This window comes from Comamonas sp. E6 (assembly GCF_001010305.1).
In the GTDB taxonomy this organism is placed as follows: Bacteria; Pseudomonadota; Gammaproteobacteria; order Burkholderiales; family Burkholderiaceae_C; genus Comamonas; species Comamonas thiooxydans.
The window spans coordinates 12,427-30,006 of the sequence record NZ_BBXH01000007.1 but is presented as its reverse complement, the minus strand read 5'-3'; the positions used below and the strand labels follow the sequence as shown (position 1 = coordinate 30,006).

Genomic DNA, 17,580 nt, shown 5'->3' with positions numbered 1-17,580 from the left:
GGAAAAGAGGCGGGAGGTCAGTGGCAGATGGCTCCGTCTTCCAGCAAGGAAGCTTCCAGCGCAATCGTGCTGACGCGGTTGTCCTGTGCACGTTGCTGCAGACCGCTGCGCTGCCATTGCTGGACGGCGTGCTGCAGCCAGCGGGTGGACTGCGCATCGGCCTTGGCCAGACGGATATGGGCCTGATCCGTGGTGCGAAATCGGTTGCCGAGGCGGGTGTAGAAGCGCCAGTTGTCCTGTTGCAGCAGGCGCGTGATGACCTCTGGCGACTCGGCCAGAACATGGCATTTGCCGGCCAGAAAATCGCTGACTGCATGAATGCTGGAGGGCGCGAAAAGAGGCTGCAGGCCCTGGGCCTGCAAGGTACTGGCAGAGGCCTGACCCGTGGCGACGCAGGCCGTGGGTCTGAGGGCGGCCTTCTGCGCCACATGCGGCAGCCAGGAGCTCCAGTGACCGGGGGCATGGCGGCTCCAGAGGGAGGCCTGCTGCTTGAGCACCAGCAGTTGCAGGCTCTGCGGCATATAGCTGCCGCCGGTCTGTCGATCAGCAGCGGATTGGCCGTCCTGCGGCGCCACGCCTTCGAGCATCAGGTCTGCATCGCTTGCGGGGGTGATTTTGACGCTGGTTCCCAGTTGCCGGCCCAACCAGTCCGCCAGCGCCAGGTCATAGGCATCGGGCTCTGGCGGCAAGGCTTCGCCGGGCAGGGCAGGGCGCGCATAGCTGCGCAGGGCCACATGCAGCACGCCATTGCGCCGAGCCTGCTGCAGCACCGGGCCTGCAGCCTCGATGTCGCCGAGCTGCGGCAGGGCGGGCCAGAGCACGCCAGCGCCGGCGGCAGCGGCCGCCAGCGCGGTACCGGCCAGGACCAAACGCCGCCAGGATTGCGTGGCGCTACTCATGAAATTCCAGCCCGCTGCGCCAGCGCGTCAGGCGCTTTTCGAGCAAGGCCAGCCCATAGTTGAGGGCCAGGCCCAGAATGGCCAGCAGCACAATGCCTGCATACATGCTGGGGATCTGGAAGATTTCCTGGGAGTTCAGCGTGAGAAAGCCCAGGCCTGCATGCGAGCCGATCATCTCGGCAGCGACCAGCGCGGTGATCGAATAGGCACCCGCCAGTCGGATGCCGGTGAAGATGGACGGTGCCGCCGCCGGCAGGATGACCTTGAAGAAGATGAAGCCGCGCGAGGCCCCCATGGACAGCGCCGAATGAATCAGCAGTTTTTCCACCTGCTTGACGCCGCTGATGGTGTTGAGCAACACCGGCCAGAAGGCCGCCCAGAAGATGATGGCGATCTTGGACGCCTCGCCGATGCCGAAGAACAGCAGAAAGACCGGAAACAGCGCCAGGGCAGAAACCTGACGGAACAGCTGAAGCAAGGGGTCGACAAAGGCTTCGAAGCGGCGCACCACGCCCATCAGCAGGCCCAGCGCCACGCCTGCCACGACGGCCAGAATCAGGCCTGCCAGCGAGCGTTGCAGGCTGGCCGCCACATGCTTGCCCAGCTGGCCGGTCTGCGCCAGCTGGACGATGGCCGCCAGAACAGCGGATGGCGGGCTGAGAAAGGCCGAATTGACCAGACCAGCGCGCGGCAGGAATTCCCAGATGGCAAAGAACAGCAGCACGCAGGCCGAGCGCTCCAGCCATCGGAGCCCGAGTTGCCGGGAGGAAAGCAGTGACACCGGCTTGGCGGAGCGCCGGGATGGGGATGCGGCCAGTTGGCTCATATGGCAAATCCTCGCAAGGCCAGGCTGAAATCAGGGGCGGTGGGCAGCAGCGGTGCCAGCGGTTGCTGGCGGTGACCGCTGGCAAAGGCGACTTCGTCGCGCAGTACATCCCAGGCCTGTTCGCGCAGCTGCACAAAGGCCGGGGCGTGGCGTATCTCGGCGGGGCGCGGACGCGGCAGCGCTATGTCCAGAACGGATTTGATGCGACCGGGTCGGTGCGTCATGACGGCGATGCGATCCGACAGATAGATGGCTTCATCGAGGCTGTGGGTGATGAAGACGATGGTGGTCTTGTGCTGCTCCCAGATGCGCAGCAGCTCGGACTGCAGGATTTCGCGTGTCTGGGCATCCAGGGCGGCAAACGGTTCGTCCATCAGCAGCAGACTGGGCGAATAGGCCAGGGAGCGGGCGATGGCCACGCGCTGACGCATCCCGCCCGAGAGTTCGTGCGGGTAGCGCTGGCCGAAGCCGGCCAGGCCCACCAGGTGCAAAAACTGCTCGGCAGTCTCCCGGCGCTCGCGTTTGGGAATCTTGCGGATCTCCAGCCCGACCTCGATGTTCTGAAGCACGGTACGCCACGGAAACAGCGCATAGCCCTGGAACACCACGCCCTGCTCGCGGTTGATGCCGCTGGCCGGCTGGCCGTCGATGCTGATGCTGCCGCCGCTCTTGCGCGCCAGCCCGGCAAGCACATTGAGAAACGTGGACTTGCCGCAGCCCGAGGGCCCGAGGAGGGTGAAGAACTCGCCTTCACGGATATCGAGATTGAAGTCCTGCAGGGCGGCAATCTGCTGCTTGCGGCCGCGCTCGTCGGCAATGGCGAAATCCATGCGCACATCGCGTGCCCGGATCTTGATGGCGGAGCCGGAGTCGTCGAGGGCCGTGCTCATGTCGCAGCTCCCTTGGCAAAGGGGTTGAACTCGTTGGTGTACACATCCTTGACCGCCACCTTGCCCGGCTGCAGCTTGCCTTCACGCTCCAGCACGTCGATGTAGTACTGGATGGGCGGCTCGGTGATGATCTGGTCGTCCACATAGGCATAGCGCTCCACATGCTTGAGCTCCATGCCCAGGCGCTCGGCCGTGTAGCGGCGCGCTTCGTCGGTGTTGGCGTTGACCCAGTTGCCTGCCTTGGCGATGGCGGTGACCACATCGCGCACGGCCTGCGGGTTCTCGCGCGCAAACTTGCCGTTGACGCTATAGGGCGCCATGCCGCCCAGGCCGCGGTCCAGGTCGTAGTCGGTCCACAGGCGCTGCAACTCGGGGTTGGCCTCGGCACCGCCGGAATGGGGGGGATGGATGATGGCCAGATCCACATTGCGGCCGATCACGGCCTGCTCGCCCTGGTTGTCGGGAACGACCAGGAAGTTGATCTTGTTGACATCGGCGCCGTGCTCGCGGAAATAGGTCTTGGAGACAAACTCGGCGCAGGCGCCGAAGCTGTTGAAGCCTATGGTCTTGCCTTCCAGATCCCTGGGCGTGCGAATGCCCGAATCCTTGCGCACGAAGTACTTCATATGCGGTGCCTCCTGCAGCGTCTTGCTGCCGGCGGCAATCACCTTCATGTCGGCCCCGGCCGCAATGGCCGAAATCACCAGCGGCACCATGCGCGAGCCGAAATGGATGTCGCCCGTGCCGACCAGCGGAATGATCTGAGGGGCGGCAATCTTGCCCACGTAGTTGGGGCGGGTGGTGGTCCCGTCGAAGTAGCCCAGTCTGTCGGCCAGATAGATCAGGTCGAAAGAGGGGTTGTCGGGGTAGTTGAAGGGAACGACCTTGCCGTTTTGTGCCGTGCGGCTCGTTTCGCTGCTGGCCTGGTTGTCGGAGCGCGAGCAAGCCGCCAAGCCCAGGGATGCAGCACTGATGGACAGAAGCTTGCCAAGCGCGTCGCGACGGGTTCCCATGGTTCTAACCTTTGAAGTTGCTTTGAAGCAAGCAAGGTTAGAGAAGGCGTCTAATAAAGAAAACGAATAAAAATTTGTATCTTTACTTGAAAATCAGCTAAGCGACCGCTCAGCCCGCAGCCGCCGCACGTTGCAGGCGGTCGCGCACGCCTTCCCAGTCGGCGGTGTCGGGTGGGGTTTCGATCCAGATCAGCTTGGCGCCCCAGTCGTCGAAATTGCGCAGCATGCCGAACAGCTCGCGGGCCACGTCGCGCGGCTCGTCGGACATGCGGCGCAGCAGCAACTGGGCTGTGGTGACATTGAGGGGGCTGCGGTGATAGATGGCAATATTCCTGCCATCCTTGCCCAGGATGTCCAGTGCCGATTGCAGCTGCCCGGCATCCATGAGCCGGACCTTGGCGTTGGGCGCGTAGTGCGCCAAAAGCGTTCCTGATGCACGCGGGGTATCCGCAGTCAGCTCTTCTTTCGAGAGCGGTCGCAGGCCGCAGGCACGCGCTATATCGTCGCGCGTGACGGCGCCGGGGCGCAGCAGCACGGGCACGCCCCGCGTGCAGTCGACGATGGTCGATTCAATGCCCACTTCGCAGGCGCCGCCATCGAGCACCAGCAGTTCCTCGCCAAACTCGGTGGCCACATGCTCGGCCGTGGTGGGGCTGACGCGGCCGAACTTGTTGGCGCTGGGGGCCGAGACGCCCCAGACCGGCGGATCGAGCTGCTGGCAGGCCTTGAGCACCGCATGGGCCACGGGGTGGGAGGGGCAGCGCAGGCCCACGCTGTCCTGACCGCCGGTCGATGCCTTGGCGGCATGCGGCAGGCGCGGCAGGATCAAGGTAAGTGGCCCCGGCCAGAATGCGTCGATCAGCTGCTGGGCAAAGACCGGGACTTCCTTGGCATAGCGCGTGATGGCGGCCGCGTCGGCCACATGCACGATCAGCGGATGGTTGGCCGGGCGGCCCTTGGCGGCAAAGATCTGCGCCACGGCCGCATCGTTGTCGCTGTCCGCGGCCAGGCCGTAGACCGTCTCGGTGGGCAGGCCCAGCAGCCGGCCTTGCTGCAGCGCAGCAGCAGCGGCTTGCACCGAGGCTTCCAGCGTTCCATCCAAGATCATTTCAATTCCTCTTTCATGCACTGCACCGCCGTATGTGCAGTGCTTTTGCGCTTGCAGAGCATCAGCGAAGGACGCCGAGCAAGGGCCGCCCCGCAGCGAGGGCGTCGTCCCCCTCCCGCGTAGCGAGAGAGGGGCGCCCGGCTAGGGGGAAGCGGCGGGGCCGCCTAGGCAAAGCCGCTCAGGGGGTGTTATCAGAACGCAGCAATGCCGAGGATTTCAGCGGCCTTCAAAGCGGTTTCACGCGCTTTTTCGGGGCTTGCCGCGGTGATGTTCAAGTGGCCCATCTTGCGGGCCGGCTTGGCATCGACCTTGCCGTACAGGTGCAGGTGGGCACCGGGCAGGGCCAGGATCTGATCCCAGGCCGGAGCCTTGGCGGTTTCGCCGTCCTTGAACCACAGATCGCCCAGCAGGTTGAGCATGACGGTGGCGCTGTGCTGGCGCGGCTGCACCAGGGGCAGATTGGTCATGCAGCGCACTTGCAGCTCGAACTGCGACACATCCATCGCGTTCTGGCTGTAGTGGCCGCTGTTGTGCGGGCGCGGGGCGATCTCGTTGACCACCAGCTGGCCGTTGTCCAGCACAAAGAATTCCACGCAGAGCACGCCCACGTAATCGAGGCCGATAGCTACGGATTTCGCAGCGGCTACCGCTTGCTCTGCCTGTGCTGCAGGTACGTTGCCTTCGTAGACCTCGGTCACGGCCAGAATGCCGTCGCGGTGCAGATTGCGCTGCACGGGCAGGTTGACGATGTCGCCATTGCGGCCACGGGCCACGATGACCGAGCATTCGTGCGCCAGCGGCAGCATTTTTTCGAGCACGCAGGCCACCTGCTTGAGCTCGTCCCAGGCCTTGATCAGCTCGTCGCGGGTCTTGACGCGGATCTGACCCTTGCCGTCATAGCCCATTCGCGCGGTCTTGAGGATGCCGGGCAGCAGCGCGTCGTTGACGGCGGCCAGCTGCTCGGCCGTCTCGATCACGGCATAGGGGGCGCAGGGCACGCCGCACTTCACGAAGTGGGCTTTCTCGGCAGCGCGGTCCTGGGCGATCGCCACGGCAGAGCCGGCGGGCGATACGGGCAGGCTCTCGGCCAGCTTGTTCAGCGAGCCGGCAGGTACGTTTTCGAACTCGGTGGTCACGGCCGCGCAGAGTCTGGCCAGCTCGGCCAGGCCCTGAGGGTCTTCGTAGCCGGTGCGAACATGCTGGTGGCTCACCAGACCGGCGGGGCTGGTCTCGTCCTTGTCCAGCACGGCGGTGAAATAGCCCATGGCCTGTGCGGCATGGGCAAACATGCGGCCCAGCTGACCGCCGCCGAGCACGCCCAGCGTCGCGCCGGGCAGGATCACATCGGTGTTGCTCATGCGTTCACCGGCAGGGTCATATTGCGGGCGGCCTCGGTCTGCTCGACGCGGAAGGCTTCGAGCTTGGCGCGCAGCGCGGGGTCTTCGTTGGCCAGCAGGGCCACGGCAAACAGGGCCGCATTGGCCGCACCGGCATTGCCGATGGCAAAGGTGGCCACGGGCACGCCCTTGGGCATCTGCACGATGGAATGCAGCGAATCCACACCCTGCAGGTGACGGCTGGCCACGGGCACGCCCAGCACCGGCACGGTGGTCTTGGCGGCAATCATGCCGGGCAGGTGGGCAGCACCGCCGGCGCCGGCGATGATGGCCTTGAGGCCACGGTCGGCTGCGGCTTCGGCAAAGCGGAACATGTCGTCCGGCATGCGGTGGGCCGATACGACCTGCGCTTCAAAAGCGATACCGAATTGCTGGAGGATGGCAACTGCGTGTTGCATGGTGTCCCAGTCGCTGCTGGAACCCATGACCACGCCAACTTGGATGGGGTTCATGTTCTTCAGGGCGCTGCCGCCCGACCTAGTGGAACCCTTGATTTTACGGTTTCGCCGCATTGCCGCCCGACTGTGGGGCATAGCCGTCCGGGTAAAGCAACTATGACTCCCGGATATGGGCCGCCGCGTTATCGCGCGCAAAGCCCAGCACGCGGTCCCTGAAGACATGGATGACCCAGGCCAGCGTGACCAGGATCTGCAGGCTCAGGGAAGCCCAGGGCACATAGCTGAGCCAGGCACCGGCTTGCTCTATGCCGTCCGGCGAGCTCATCCACATGGCCACCACGGGCTGAACAAACATGGCACCTGTATAGCCCCCCATGCCATAGGCCAGCAGCGGCGCGGCGATGTTGAGGATCAGCCAGGCGATGACAAACGAGGCCAGGGGGGACTTGAGCCTGCCCGCCAGCAGGGCGAAGCCAGTCAGCAGCAGGCAGTCGCGCAGCAGATGCAGACACAGATAGAAAGTAAAGCTGTTGAGCTTGCCGCTGATGGCCGCCTCAAGGCTTTGGGGAGCGAACAGCAGCAGCAAGGCCATGGCAAAGCCCAGCAGCAGGCTGACCGGCCACAGCGGCAGCGCCTCCAGCGCCTCACGCCAGCGCTGGCGGCTGGCCGACCATTGAACCTGGCGCCAGGCGCGCAGATGCTGGTCCATGTGCTGCAGGGCGACATAGGCGGTGCCGATCAGCGCGATCCAGGCTGTGCTGCTGAAAAATTCGGCAATGCCCAGATTGAGCGAGCCGGCTGCGAAAAATCCAGTCAGCGCCAGACCCAGAGGCCAGGCCCAGGGCAGGGTGCGTACATCGAGTCGGGTGCAAAGCTGGCGCCACAGGGCCAGCAGCCCCAGGCCCAGCACCAGCACACCGGCCAGATAGGCCAGGCCCAGGCCGCCCACATTCAGGCCCCACCAGAACACCGGCTCGGCGTCGATGTCCACAATGCCTTTGTAGACATGGTCGATAAAGGGACCGGGGGCGAAGAACAGGATCAGCAGAGGCAGCAGTGCCGCTCGCCGGCGATTGATGGGCCTGTCCCTCAGTCCCCAGCTCATGAGCACGGAATTCATGGCCCAGGTCTGCAGGCCCAGGCCCCAGATCACGGCCAGGCCAATCGTGTGTTGCAACTTCAGGGGCTCCAGCGCCCAGAAGTGGGTCACACCCGCCACGGCCAGCGCAAACCACAGCACATACAGCCAGGCAGGCAAGGTGGCGCCCAGCAGCTTGCCCCAGGCCATCTGCCAGGGCGTGAGCACGGACAGACGTTGCCAGTCCCAGGTGTTCTGGCTGGCTTCCTCGGCCAGGCTGCGCCCGGCCAGCACGCTGCCATAGATGATGGCGGCCAGATACAGGCCGGCAATGGCGGTCATGCTCAGCGTGCCGGGCAGACCCTTGGCAGAGGACAAGGCGAAGGGCAGTGCCAGGATGAGCAGGCTCAGGCCCAGGCTCCAGGCCAGCAGCGAGGGGCGCCAGTTCAGCCAGAGCTGGCGCTGGAATTCGGGATTGCGTTGGCTCATGCTTGCTCCTGACTTTCGGTATCGCGGGCCTGGGCAGTGCGGGCATAGCGGTCCTGCAACCGCTCGCGCACCGGGTACAGCGCGGCGACGGGAATGCCGGCCTGCACCAGCTCGGCCAGCCATTGGGCACGTGCGCCGGCGGCGGCCGGCAGCCAGAGCTGGATCGGGCGGCGACCTGTGGTGTCGAAGTCCTGCACCGAGGTGCTCAGCAAGGCCTGACGCAGGCGGGCCTCAAGGCCTTCGCTCTGCTCCATGGCCACTTCCAGCGCATAGAGCTGGGGCTGCTGGCCGACAGCGGCGGGCTGGCCCGGGCCGTGGGCGTTCTGCAGCGCCTCATGGCTTTCGATGCGGCCGTCGCGGATGCTCAGGATATGGGTGCAGTACTCGTCCAGCTCGCTGAGGATGTGGCTGGAGACGATCAGCGTCATGCCCTGGGCCTGCAACTGGCGAAACAGCGTCGAGAGGCTGCTGCGCGCATCGGGATCGAGGCCGCTGGCCGGCTCGTCGAGCAGCAGCACGCCGGGCTGGTGGACGATGGCCTGGCCGATCGCCACGCGCTGGCGCTGACCGCGCGAGAGTTCGGTCGGGTGGCGGTGCAGCAGCTCCGTCAGGCCCAGCTGGGCGGCCACCTGCCGTACGCGGGCATCCACGTCACCGGGTGCAACGCCCATGGACAGGGCCGAGTACTGGAGGCAGCGCATCACGCTGAGCCGGTCATACAGACCATAGAAGTCCGAGAGATAGCCCAGGTGGCGATGCACCTCGCGCGGCTGTTCCTCGACCGACAGGCCTTTGACACGGATATGGCCGGACAGCGGCTGCTCGAGGCCGGCGATGCAGCGCATCAGTGTGGATTTGCCAGCGCCGTTGGGGCCGACGAGTGCCGTCACGCTGCCCGCAGCGATGGACAGGCTCACGCCGTCGAGGGCGCGGTGGCCCGGATATTCAAACACCAGTTGTGAAACTTCAATCAAGTCTGCGCTCCTTGGTTCGCAAGCAATATAGCCCAGGGGCGAGCGAGACTGCGGGGTGGTTACTCTTGAAACCGTAGCTACTTGCGCATGTCATTCATTGGTTTTCAGCATAAAACACCTCGAATCGACCTTGAAACAGGCGAAGGCTGCTCCCATCTGAGTAGCAAAGACCCGGTCCGCTCTGGTCTATGGCTTGCGCTCGCGCATTTGCGTGGAGAATCGCAGCATCGCGCGGTGGGCACTCTGCTGGAGTGGCCGGTTCGCAGACTTTTCAGCGCCGCTGCCCGCGTGGCAGCGCACAAGCAGCATTGGGAATCACATGATTGACGTCACCCTCGAGAATTTTGAAGCCGAAGTCGTAGCCGCCTCCATGGCCGTACCCGTGCTGGTGGACTTCTGGGCACCCTGGTGCGGTCCCTGCAAGACGCTGGGCCCGGTGCTCGAAAAGCTGGAAGTCGCCTATGAAGGCCGCTTCAAACTGGTCAAGATCGACTCCGATCAGGAGCAGCAACTGGCCAGCATGTTCGGCATCCGCTCCATCCCGACCTGCGTGCTGATGATCGGCGGCAAGCCCGTGGATGGCTTCATGGGCGCCCAGCCCGAAGGCAAGCTGCGCGAGTTCCTGGACAAGCATCTGCCCTCCGAGGGCGAGCTGTCGGCCGAGGCTGACGCCGACGAAGCCCAGGCCCTGCTGGAGTCCGGCGACACCCAGGCCGCGCTGCAAAAGCTGGCCGATGCGCTGGCGGCCGACCCGGCCAACGACGATGCGCGCTTTGACTATGTGCGCCTGCTGATCGCCACCGGCAGCTTCGAGGAAGCTGCAGCCCTGCTGGCTGAGCCCGTCAAGCGCATTCCCCAGCCGCTGCGCTTCGAAGCGCTGAACCAGTGGCTCAAGGCGCTGGAATTTGCCGTGCAGGACGACAATGCCGATGTGGCCAAGTACGACGCCGCCATCGCCGCCAACAAGCGCGACTTCGACGCCCGCTTTGGCCGTGCGCGCGCGCTGCTGGCCCACAGCCAGTGGACCGATGCCATGGACGAGTTGCTGGAAATCATCATGCGCGACAAGACCTGGAACGAGCAGGCGGCGCGCAAGCTCATCGTCGGCGTGCTGGAGCTGCTGACCCCGCCCAAGCCCAAGAAGCAGGACGCCGTTCCCGGCAAGACCAGTGGCGGCATCGAGCTGCTGGGCAAGAACAGTGCCGAGCAGGACGAGGCGACGGCGCTGGTCAACAGCTATCGCCGCAAGCTGAGCATGGCGTTGAATTAAACCTCCCCCTGAGGCGCTTTGCCTGGGCGGCCCCGCACCTCCCTCTGGCCGGGCGCCCCTCTCTCTACGCGCTGCGCGTTATGGGAGGGGGGCGATGCCTTCGGCTGGGCGCCCCCGCCGCGAGGCGGCTCTTGCTTGGCATCTCTGACTTTTGTACGCGCCAGTTTTTGACATGGTGGGATCAATGAATCAGATTCTTTCCACGGCCTTTGATGGCCTGTTTTTGTATCTGGGGCTGGCGCTCGCATTCATGGTGCTGGCGGCCGTGCTGCGCTCGCCGCGCTTCAAGGGCTGGCGCGGCGAGCGGGCCGTGCAGGCAGCGATTCGCCGGCAGCTCGATCCGCTGGTCTATGTGGACATGCACAACGTCACCCTGCCCACGGCGGATGGCGGCAGCACGCAGATCGACCATCTGATCTTTTCGCCCTACGGCCTGTTTGTGCTGGAAACCAAGAACTTCCAGGGCTGGATCTTCGGCACCGAAAAGCAGCGCGAATGGACGCAGCAGATCTTCAGAAAGCGCAGCCGCTTCCAGAACCCGCTGCGCCAGAACTACAAGCACATCAAGACCTTGCAGTCGCTGCTGGACATCGCACCCGAGCATCTGCACTCGGTGATCGCATTTGTGGGTGACTGCGAGTTCAAGACCGAGATGCCGGCCCATGTCACGCGCGGCCTTGGCTTTGTCGGCCATATCCAGAGCTTTACCCAGCCCGTGTGGAGTCCCGAGCAAATGCAGGCGCTGCTGGACAAGCTCGAAGAACTGCGGCTGCAGCCCGGTCGTGCCACCGACAGGCGGCATGTGGCGCATGTCCGGCAGTTGCAGGCGGCCAGCAAGGCGCGCAAACCCAGGCAGGAGCCGGTGGCGGAGGCCGCTGACCAGCTGGTCAGGCCGCCCGCGCCCGAGACGGTGGATGTTCTGCTGGAGCCTGTCATGCCGGCGCCGCCTTCGACAGCGGTCGATAGGGATCTGTCGGCGCAGGTGTCGCCCGCCCAGCCTGCCGTTGCGGCTCCTGCCAGGTTGGCTGACTCTGCGGCAGAGGCTGCAGAGCCGGTGCGGCACGGACGGGTCGATGCTGTGCCGGTCTGCCCGCAATGCGAATGGCCGCTGCGCAGGTTGCTGATGCAGCGCGGGCCGCTGGCGGGGCAGGCCATCTGGCGCTGTACCAATGCGGTGGCCTGCAGCTTTGTGCGCGGTGATCAGGTGCTTGCGCAAGCGTCTGATGCTCCTGAATAATGAGCTGCAAGCGCTTTGTCTGTATGCGTTGAAGGCCGCAAAGGTGTTTGTGATGACTGCTTTCTCGAAGCTGCATGCCGTTCTTCGCCCGGCATTGAGCGCACTCTTGCTGTTGGGGATCCTGGCAGTCGGCGCTGCGGATGCAGGGCCTGCAGCGTCCGAAGGCGAAGCCATGGCTGCCGTGCCGGCCCCGCTTCTCGATACCTACTGGAAACTGGTACAGCTGGGTGACGGCCCGCATGTCAGCGCCTATGACAATCAGCCCGAGCCGCATCTGGTGCTGGAGACCGGCAGCGGCCGTTTTCATGGCGCGGGCGGCTGCAATCGCCTGCGCGGCAACTACAGCCTGGACGGGCGCTGGCTGCGATTTTCGGACGTGGGCGGCACCCGCATGGCCTGTGTGCAGGGCATGCGTCGGGAGCAACTGCTGCTGGCAACCCTGGCTCAGGTCAGCAGCTACGCCGTGCAGGGACAGAAGCTGGTGCTCAGCGATGCCGAGGGGCGTGCGCTGCTGCGACTCGAGGCCGTGTATCTGCGCTGAACCTCAGTGCGTGAGTTGTGGGCTTGAGGACTTGAGTGACGAGGCATTGCCCAGCGAGCGAATCGGTATGCCCATGTCCTGTGGAATCTCGCCCGACAGCTGCAGCGCCAGATAGCGGGTGCAGCAGACGCGCAAAAAAGAGCTGAAGTTGTCCACCGCTCCGCGCTCGGCCAGCAGTTCGTCGTAGAGCTTGGTGCAGAGCTGGGGAACGGTATAGCCGTCCCGCGCGGCAATCTCTTCGAGTACCTGCCAGAACAGGTTTTCCAGCCGGATGCTGGTGGCGACTCCATGCAGCCGGATGGAGCGGGCCCGGTGGGCCCAGAGCTGCGGATCGGCGCTGATAAAGACCTGGCACATGGCGCGACTCTCCAAAACAAAACCGGGCCATGGTGTGGCCCGGCGACTGCTGCGTCAAGAGGTGAACTCTCGAATTAATAGCTTGATACGCTTTATGGGAAAGCGCTGGAGGCCGATTTCAGTGTGAAATTTTCGTGCCCAGCAGCGCGAGAAACTGTGCAATCCAGGCAGGATGGGCAGGCCAGGCCGGAGCGCTGACCAGATTGCCTTCGGTATGGGCCTGATCGACGGGGATGTCGGCGTAGCTGCCCCCGGCCAGTTCCACCTCGGCGCGGCAGGCGGGGTAGGCTGAGCAGGTGCGGCCCTTGAGCACGCCGGCCCCGGCCAGTAGTTGCGCGCCATGGCAGACGGCGGCCACGGGCTTGTTGGTGTCGAAGAAGTGACGTACGGCGGCGCGCACGCTTTCATAGCCGCGCAGATACTCGGGGCCGCGGCCGCCGGGGATGACCAGGGCGTCGTACTGCTCGGGCTTCACATCGGCAAACGTGGCGTTGAGCGTGAAGTTGTGGCCGGGCTTTTCGCTATAGGTCTGTGCGCCTTCAAAGTCGTGGATGGCGGTCTTGATCTGGTCGCCGGCCTTTTTGTCGGGGCAGACCGCGTGCACGGTATGGCCTACGGCCAGCAGGGCCTGGAACGGGACCATGGTTTCATAGTCCTCGCAGTAGTCGCCGCAAATCATCAAAATTTTCTTGCCTGCCATGGTCTGTCTCCTTGTGGTTGGGTCAGGCCATTGTGGGCAGTCAGGGCACGCGGCAGGTATTAACGGGCTACTACATCGGGACGGGCGGGCGGATAGTGGGTGCCATAGTCCGACGAGCGCTGGTACAGCGTCAGCCCGAACTGCGGCAGCACACCGATCAGATGGTCGAAGATTTCGCCCTGTATGCCTTCGTACTCCACCCAGACGGTGGTGTTGGTGTAGCAGAACAGCTGCAGCGGCAGCCCCGTGGGCGATGTCTCCATGGTGCGCACCATGAGGAACATGCCCGGGCCTTTGCCAATGCGCGGATGGCCCATCAGATAGGCGTAGGCATAGGCCTTGAAGGCGGCCAGATTTGTCACCTGGTGGGCGGCGATGGCCTGGGTTGGCATGGCGGCCTCGGCCGCGCCCGGCATGGCCTGCAGGCCGTCGCGCTCGCTCCAGTAGGGTTGCAGCAGCGCGATATGGCCCATGCCTGCGCGTTCCTCGGGCGAGAGCAGATGCACGGTGTTGGCGTCCAGGTTCAGCGAGCGCATGATGCGGCGTCCGCCCGAGTCGAACATGCCGCGCCAGTTCTTGAAGCTGTCCGTCATCAGCCGCCAGGTGGGAATGGTGGTGATGGTCTTGTCCCAGTTTTGCACTTTGACGGTATTGAGCGCGATATCGGTCACAAAGCCGTCGGCGCCGACCTGGGGCATCTCTATCCAGTCGCCCACGCGCAGCATGTCGTTGCTGCCGAGCTGAACGCCGGCGACAAATGAGAGGATGGTGTCCTTGAAGACCAGCATCAGCACGGCCGACATGGCGCCCAGGCCCGAGAGCAGCAGCAGCGGCGAGCGGTCCATCAGCGTGGCCACGATGAGCACCACGGCAAAGCTGCAGACCAGCAGCTTGCCCAGTTGCACATAGCTCTTGATGGAGTGGGTCTGGACGGCGGCCTTGCGTGCCTCGTCGCGTTCATGGGCCTCGTTCGTGGCATTGAGCAGATCGCACAGCGCGCGTGCCAGGTGGTAGAGCGTGAAGGCAACCGCCACATTGGTGATCAGCGTGGTCCAGCGCGGCTCCAGATGCGGCACGCCTTGCACGCCGAACTGCACGATCAGCGAGGGCACGACCTTGGCCAGGCGGCGCAGCACCTTGTCGTGCATGAGGATCTGGGCCCAGCCGGTCCTGAGGGTGTCGCGCATACGGCGAAAGACCTTGAGCCCCAGCCACTGGGTCAGCCAGCCGGCCACAAGAGCGGTCAGGGTCAGGACGCAGAGCGAGGCCAGCATTTGCATGGCGGGATTCCAGTCAGAAACAAAAGACCAGCGGGAAAGCAAGAGCAGCTCCTCAGAAGAATGGACCGGGGCAGGAGCGCAAGTCTGGCAACTTCGGGCAGAAGGCAGGCGATGGCGTCGGGCACGGAAACAGGCCGGTCAGACCGGCTGGCGTGCAAAAAGTTCAGCAATGTGTGAACAGCCACTAGCTTACGCAAAGCCGTATTTCCCAGCGTGGCGTGCAGGAAGGCCGCCCGGATGGCGCAGCGGGTTCTGCGGTCATGCGGGGCTAAAACGGCGCAAGCGGTCGGGCAGCCTAAAATCCCTGCTGATTTCAGATTTCTACCTTGCCGGGTCCCAAGTGGGGCTGGCGGCCACTGCACTGCACCATGCAAGAAAAATTCAACCACATTGAGGTCGAGCGCGCCGCGCAAGACCACTGGCAAGCCAAGGACGCCTACCGCGTCACCGAAGACGGCAGCAAGCCCAAGTACTACGCCTGCTCCATGCTGCCCTACCCCAGCGGCAAGCTGCACATGGGCCATGTGCGCAACTACACCATCAACGACATGCTCACGCGTCAGCTGCGCATGAAGGGCTACAACGTCCTCATGCCCATGGGCTGGGACGCCTTCGGCCTGCCTGCCGAGAACGCTGCGCTGAAGAACAAGGTGCCGCCTGCCAAGTGGACGTACGAGAACATCGCGTACATGAAGAAGCAGATGCAGGCCATGGGCCTGGCCATCGACTGGAGCCGCGAGGTCGCCACCTGCGACCCCGAGTACTACAAGTGGAACCAGTGGCTGTTCCTCAAGATGCTGGAAAAAGGCATTGCCTACCGCAAGACCCAGGTGGTGAACTGGGATCCGGTGGATCAGACCGTGCTGGCCAACGAGCAGGTCATCGACGGCCGCGGCTGGCGCACCGGCGCGCTGGTGGAAAAGCGCGAGATTCCCGGCTACTACCTGGGCATCACCAACTACGCCCAGGAGCTGCTGGACCATGTGCAGGTCGGCAACGAGAAGGCCACATTGAATGGCTGGCCCGACAAGGTGCGCCTGATGCAGGAGAACTGGATCGGCAAGTCCGCTGGCGTGCGCTTTGCGTTCACCCATGACATCAAGGGGGCTGACGGCCAACTGATCCAGGACGGCAAGATGTATGTCTTCACCACGCGTGCCGACACCATCATGGGCGTGACCTTCTGCGCCGTGGCGCCTGAGCACCCCCTGGCACAGCATGCTGCTGCCGACAAGCCCGAACTGGCTGCCTTCATCGAAGAATGCAAAAAGGGTGGCACGACAGAGGCCGAACTGGCCGTCAAGGAAAAGGAAGGCAAGCCCACGGGCCTGTTCGTCACCCATCCCATCACCGGCGCGCAGGTCGAGGTGTGGATCGGCAACTATGTGCTGATGAGCTATGGCGACGGCGCCGTGATGGGCGTGCCCGCCCACGACGAACGCGACTTCGCCTTCGCCAACAAGTACGGCCTGCCCATCAAGCAGGTGGTGGCCGTGGAAGGCCAGGCCGCTTATGACGACAAGCAGTGGAGCGACTGGTATGGCGACAAGGAGCGCGGCGTACTGATCAACTCCGGCGATCTCGACGGTCTGAACCACAAGGATGCGGTGCAGGCCGTGGCCAAGATTGTGGGCGACAAGGGCCTGGGCGAGCTCAAGACCACCTGGCGCCTGCGCGACTGGGGCATCAGCCGTCAGCGCTACTGGGGCACCCCCATCCCCATCATTCATTGCGCCGATTGCGGTCCTCAGCCCGTGCCCGAGAAGGATCTGCCCGTGGTCCTGCCCCAGGATCTGGTGCCCGATGGCTCCGGCAATCCGCTGGTCAAGTCCGAGGCCTTCCACGCAGGCGTGGTCTGCCCCTGCTGCGGCAAGCCTGCCCGCCGTGAAACCGACACCATGGACACCTTCGTGGATTCGTCCTGGTACTTCATGCGCTATTGCGACGCCAAGAACAGCGAGCAGATGGTGGCCGACGGCGCCGATTACTGGATGCCCATGGACCAGTACATCGGCGGCGTGGAACACGCCATCCTGCACCTGCTGTATGCGCGCTTCTGGACCAAGGTCATGCGCGACCTGGGTCTGGTCAAGATCGACGAGCCCTTCACCAAGCTGCTGACCCAGGGCATGGTGCTCAACCACATCTACAGCCGTCGCACGGCCAAGGGCGCCAAGGAATACTTCTGGCCCAAGGATGTGGAGCATGTGTTCGACGACTCCGGCAAGATCATCGGCGCCAAGCTCAAGGTCGAAGTGGACAGCGCCGACGGCCTGCTGCCCGTGGGTACCGCCATCGATTACGAGGGCGTGGGCACCATGTCCAAGTCCAAGAACAACGGCGTGGACCCTCAGGATCTGATCGAGAAGTACGGCGCCGACACCGCACGTCTGTACACCATGTTCACCTCGCCCCCCGAGCTGACGCTGGAGTGGAACGACGCCGCCGTGGAAGGCAGCTATCGCTTCCTGCGCCGCGTCTACAACTTCGGCAGCAAGCTGACAGGCATGGACATGGCTTCCGCCGTGCAGGGCGTGGCCGGCGCCAAGTCGCTGGACGATGTGGAATTCGGCAAGGCGGCCAAGGCCCTGCGTCTGGAAATCCACAACGTGCTCAAGCAGGTCGAGTACGACTACTCGCGCATGCAGTACAACACCGTGGTGTCCGGCGCGATGAAGATGATCAATGCGCTGGAAGACTTCAAGGCCCTGGATGACACCGGTGCCAAGGTGGCGCTGATCGAAGGCTTCGGCATTCTGCTGCGCGTGCTCTACCCCGCTACGCCCCATCTGGCGCATGTGCTGTGGAGCGAACTGGGCTATGCCAACCACCTGGGCGATCTGCTCGATGCCCCCTGGCCGCAGGTCGATCCCAAGGCCCTGGTGCAGGACGAGATCTCGCTGGTGCTGCAGGTCAACGGCAAGCTGCGCGGTGCGATCCTGGTTTCCGCCACTGCCGACAAGGCTGCCATCGAGGCGGCTGCACTGGCCAATGAGGAGTACCAGAAGTTTGCCGAAGGCCGTGCACCCAAGAAGATCATCGTGGTGCCGGGTCGTCTGGTGAATATTGTCGTGTGACCGGAGTCACCCCCTGAGGCGCTTCGCGCCCAGGCGGCCCCGCCTT

Annotated in this window: 16 protein-coding genes; 4 read left to right on the top strand and 12 right to left on the bottom strand. The window is 64.4% G+C overall.

Annotation, left to right across the window (positions count from 1 at the left end; all coding sequences use genetic code 11):
• Positions 1 to 17 precede the first annotated feature (17 nt).
• The 9 genes from CSE6_RS04450 to CSE6_RS04410 form a co-directional block, all read right to left on the bottom strand.
• Positions 18 to 899: a hypothetical protein gene (locus CSE6_RS04450; RefSeq protein ID WP_059439974.1), complete on the bottom strand. Its 882-nt coding sequence runs from the start codon at positions 897 to 899 to the stop codon at positions 18 to 20.
• The gene (locus CSE6_RS04445; protein WP_034394614.1) at positions 892 to 1,725 is read right to left on the bottom strand and encodes an ABC transporter permease; all 834 of its coding nucleotides are present in this window, start codon (positions 1,723 to 1,725) and stop codon (positions 892 to 894) included. Before CSE6_RS04445 ends, CSE6_RS04450 begins: the two co-directional genes overlap by 8 nt.
• Positions 1,722 to 2,615, bottom strand: a complete 894-nt coding sequence (locus tag CSE6_RS04440) for an ABC transporter ATP-binding protein (protein WP_003072548.1) — start codon at positions 2,613 to 2,615, stop codon at positions 1,722 to 1,724. Before CSE6_RS04440 ends, CSE6_RS04445 begins: the two co-directional genes overlap by 4 nt.
• Positions 2,612 to 3,628: an ABC transporter substrate-binding protein gene (locus tag CSE6_RS04435; protein WP_045839388.1), complete on the bottom strand. Its 1,017-nt coding sequence runs from the start codon at positions 3,626 to 3,628 to the stop codon at positions 2,612 to 2,614. Before CSE6_RS04435 ends, CSE6_RS04440 begins: the two co-directional genes overlap by 4 nt.
• Positions 3,629 to 3,737: 109 nt before the next feature.
• Positions 3,738 to 4,736: an L-threonylcarbamoyladenylate synthase gene (locus tag CSE6_RS04430; RefSeq protein WP_059439973.1), complete on the bottom strand. Its 999-nt coding sequence runs from the start codon at positions 4,734 to 4,736 to the stop codon at positions 3,738 to 3,740.
• A gap of 191 nt (positions 4,737 to 4,927) precedes the next feature.
• Entirely contained in the window at positions 4,928 to 6,094 is a 1,167-nt protein-coding gene (locus tag CSE6_RS04425; RefSeq protein ID WP_034350763.1) for a 5-(carboxyamino)imidazole ribonucleotide synthase, read from the bottom strand.
• Positions 6,091 to 6,585, bottom strand: a complete 495-nt coding sequence (gene purE / locus CSE6_RS04420) for a 5-(carboxyamino)imidazole ribonucleotide mutase (protein ID WP_034350760.1) — start codon at positions 6,583 to 6,585, stop codon at positions 6,091 to 6,093. Before purE ends, CSE6_RS04425 begins: the two co-directional genes overlap by 4 nt.
• Before the next feature lie 100 nt (positions 6,586 to 6,685).
• Positions 6,686 to 8,098, bottom strand: a complete 1,413-nt coding sequence (locus tag CSE6_RS04415) for a hypothetical protein (protein WP_059439972.1) — start codon at positions 8,096 to 8,098, stop codon at positions 6,686 to 6,688.
• Complete coding sequence (locus CSE6_RS04410) at positions 8,095 to 9,072, bottom strand: ABC transporter ATP-binding protein (RefSeq protein ID WP_059439971.1); 978 nt, start codon at positions 9,070 to 9,072, stop codon at positions 8,095 to 8,097. Before CSE6_RS04410 ends, CSE6_RS04415 begins: the two co-directional genes overlap by 4 nt.
• 319 nt (positions 9,073 to 9,391) lie before the next feature.
• Here CSE6_RS04410 and trxA point away from each other — a divergent pair, with 319 nt between their 5' ends.
• The 3 genes from trxA to CSE6_RS04395 all read left to right on the top strand — a co-directional run bounded on the left by trxA (position 9,392) and on the right by CSE6_RS04395 (position 12,120).
• A complete protein-coding gene (gene trxA, locus CSE6_RS04405) occupies positions 9,392 to 10,342 on the top strand; it encodes a thioredoxin (protein ID WP_034394605.1) in 951 nt (316 codons plus the stop codon).
• Between the two features lie 184 nt (positions 10,343 to 10,526).
• Complete coding sequence (locus CSE6_RS04400; protein ID WP_059439970.1) at positions 10,527 to 11,579, top strand: NERD domain-containing protein; 1,053 nt, start codon at positions 10,527 to 10,529, stop codon at positions 11,577 to 11,579.
• Positions 11,580 to 11,631: 52 nt separating this feature from the next.
• The gene (locus tag CSE6_RS04395; RefSeq protein ID WP_059440144.1) at positions 11,632 to 12,120 is read left to right on the top strand and encodes an META domain-containing protein; all 489 of its coding nucleotides are present in this window, start codon (positions 11,632 to 11,634) and stop codon (positions 12,118 to 12,120) included.
• A 3-nt stretch (positions 12,121 to 12,123) separates the two neighbouring features.
• Here CSE6_RS04395 and CSE6_RS04390 read toward each other — a convergent pair whose 3' ends face one another.
• The 3 genes from CSE6_RS04390 to CSE6_RS04380 form a co-directional block, all read right to left on the bottom strand.
• Entirely contained in the window at positions 12,124 to 12,477 is a 354-nt protein-coding gene (locus tag CSE6_RS04390) for a ribbon-helix-helix domain-containing protein (protein ID WP_034394599.1), read from the bottom strand.
• Between the two features lie 118 nt (positions 12,478 to 12,595).
• Positions 12,596 to 13,177, bottom strand: a complete 582-nt coding sequence (locus CSE6_RS04385; protein WP_003060496.1) for a DJ-1/PfpI family protein — start codon at positions 13,175 to 13,177, stop codon at positions 12,596 to 12,598.
• A 59-nt stretch (positions 13,178 to 13,236) separates the two neighbouring features.
• Entirely contained in the window at positions 13,237 to 14,457 is a 1,221-nt protein-coding gene (locus tag CSE6_RS04380; RefSeq protein ID WP_059439969.1) for a mechanosensitive ion channel family protein, read from the bottom strand.
• 368 nt (positions 14,458 to 14,825) lie between these two features.
• On the opposite strand from CSE6_RS04380, the gene leuS reads away from it, so the two are divergent.
• Positions 14,826 to 17,534 (top strand): leucine--tRNA ligase, encoded by a 2,709-nt coding sequence (gene leuS / locus CSE6_RS04375; protein WP_059440143.1) that lies wholly within the window; start codon positions 14,826 to 14,828, stop codon positions 17,532 to 17,534.
• Positions 17,535 to 17,580 lie beyond the last annotated feature (46 nt).

Coding starts and splice junctions, on each gene's coding strand:
- CSE6_RS04450 (WP_059439974.1), bottom strand. CDS start 899: ATGAGTAGCGCCACGCAATCCTGGCGGCGTTTGGTCCTGGCCGGTACC.
- CSE6_RS04445 (WP_034394614.1), bottom strand. CDS start 1,725: ATGAGCCAACTGGCCGCATCCCCATCCCGGCGCTCCGCCAAGCCGGTG.
- CSE6_RS04440 (WP_003072548.1), bottom strand. CDS start 2,615: ATGAGCACGGCCCTCGACGACTCCGGCTCCGCCATCAAGATCCGGGCA.
- CSE6_RS04435 (WP_045839388.1), bottom strand. CDS start 3,628: ATGGGAACCCGTCGCGACGCGCTTGGCAAGCTTCTGTCCATCAGTGCT.
- CSE6_RS04430 (WP_059439973.1), bottom strand. CDS start 4,736: ATGATCTTGGATGGAACGCTGGAAGCCTCGGTGCAAGCCGCTGCTGCT.
- CSE6_RS04425 (WP_034350763.1), bottom strand. CDS start 6,094: ATGAGCAACACCGATGTGATCCTGCCCGGCGCGACGCTGGGCGTGCTC.
- purE (WP_034350760.1), bottom strand. CDS start 6,585: ATGAACCCCATCCAAGTTGGCGTGGTCATGGGTTCCAGCAGCGACTGG.
- CSE6_RS04415 (WP_059439972.1), bottom strand. CDS start 8,098: ATGAGCCAACGCAATCCCGAATTCCAGCGCCAGCTCTGGCTGAACTGG.
- trxA (WP_034394605.1), top strand. CDS start 9,392: ATGATTGACGTCACCCTCGAGAATTTTGAAGCCGAAGTCGTAGCCGCC.
- CSE6_RS04400 (WP_059439970.1), top strand. CDS start 10,527: ATGAATCAGATTCTTTCCACGGCCTTTGATGGCCTGTTTTTGTATCTG.
- CSE6_RS04395 (WP_059440144.1), top strand. CDS start 11,632: ATGACTGCTTTCTCGAAGCTGCATGCCGTTCTTCGCCCGGCATTGAGC.
- CSE6_RS04390 (WP_034394599.1), bottom strand. CDS start 12,477: ATGTGCCAGGTCTTTATCAGCGCCGATCCGCAGCTCTGGGCCCACCGG.
- CSE6_RS04385 (WP_003060496.1), bottom strand. CDS start 13,177: ATGGCAGGCAAGAAAATTTTGATGATTTGCGGCGACTACTGCGAGGAC.
- CSE6_RS04380 (WP_059439969.1), bottom strand. CDS start 14,457: ATGCAAATGCTGGCCTCGCTCTGCGTCCTGACCCTGACCGCTCTTGTG.
- leuS (WP_059440143.1), top strand. CDS start 14,826: ATGCAAGAAAAATTCAACCACATTGAGGTCGAGCGCGCCGCGCAAGAC.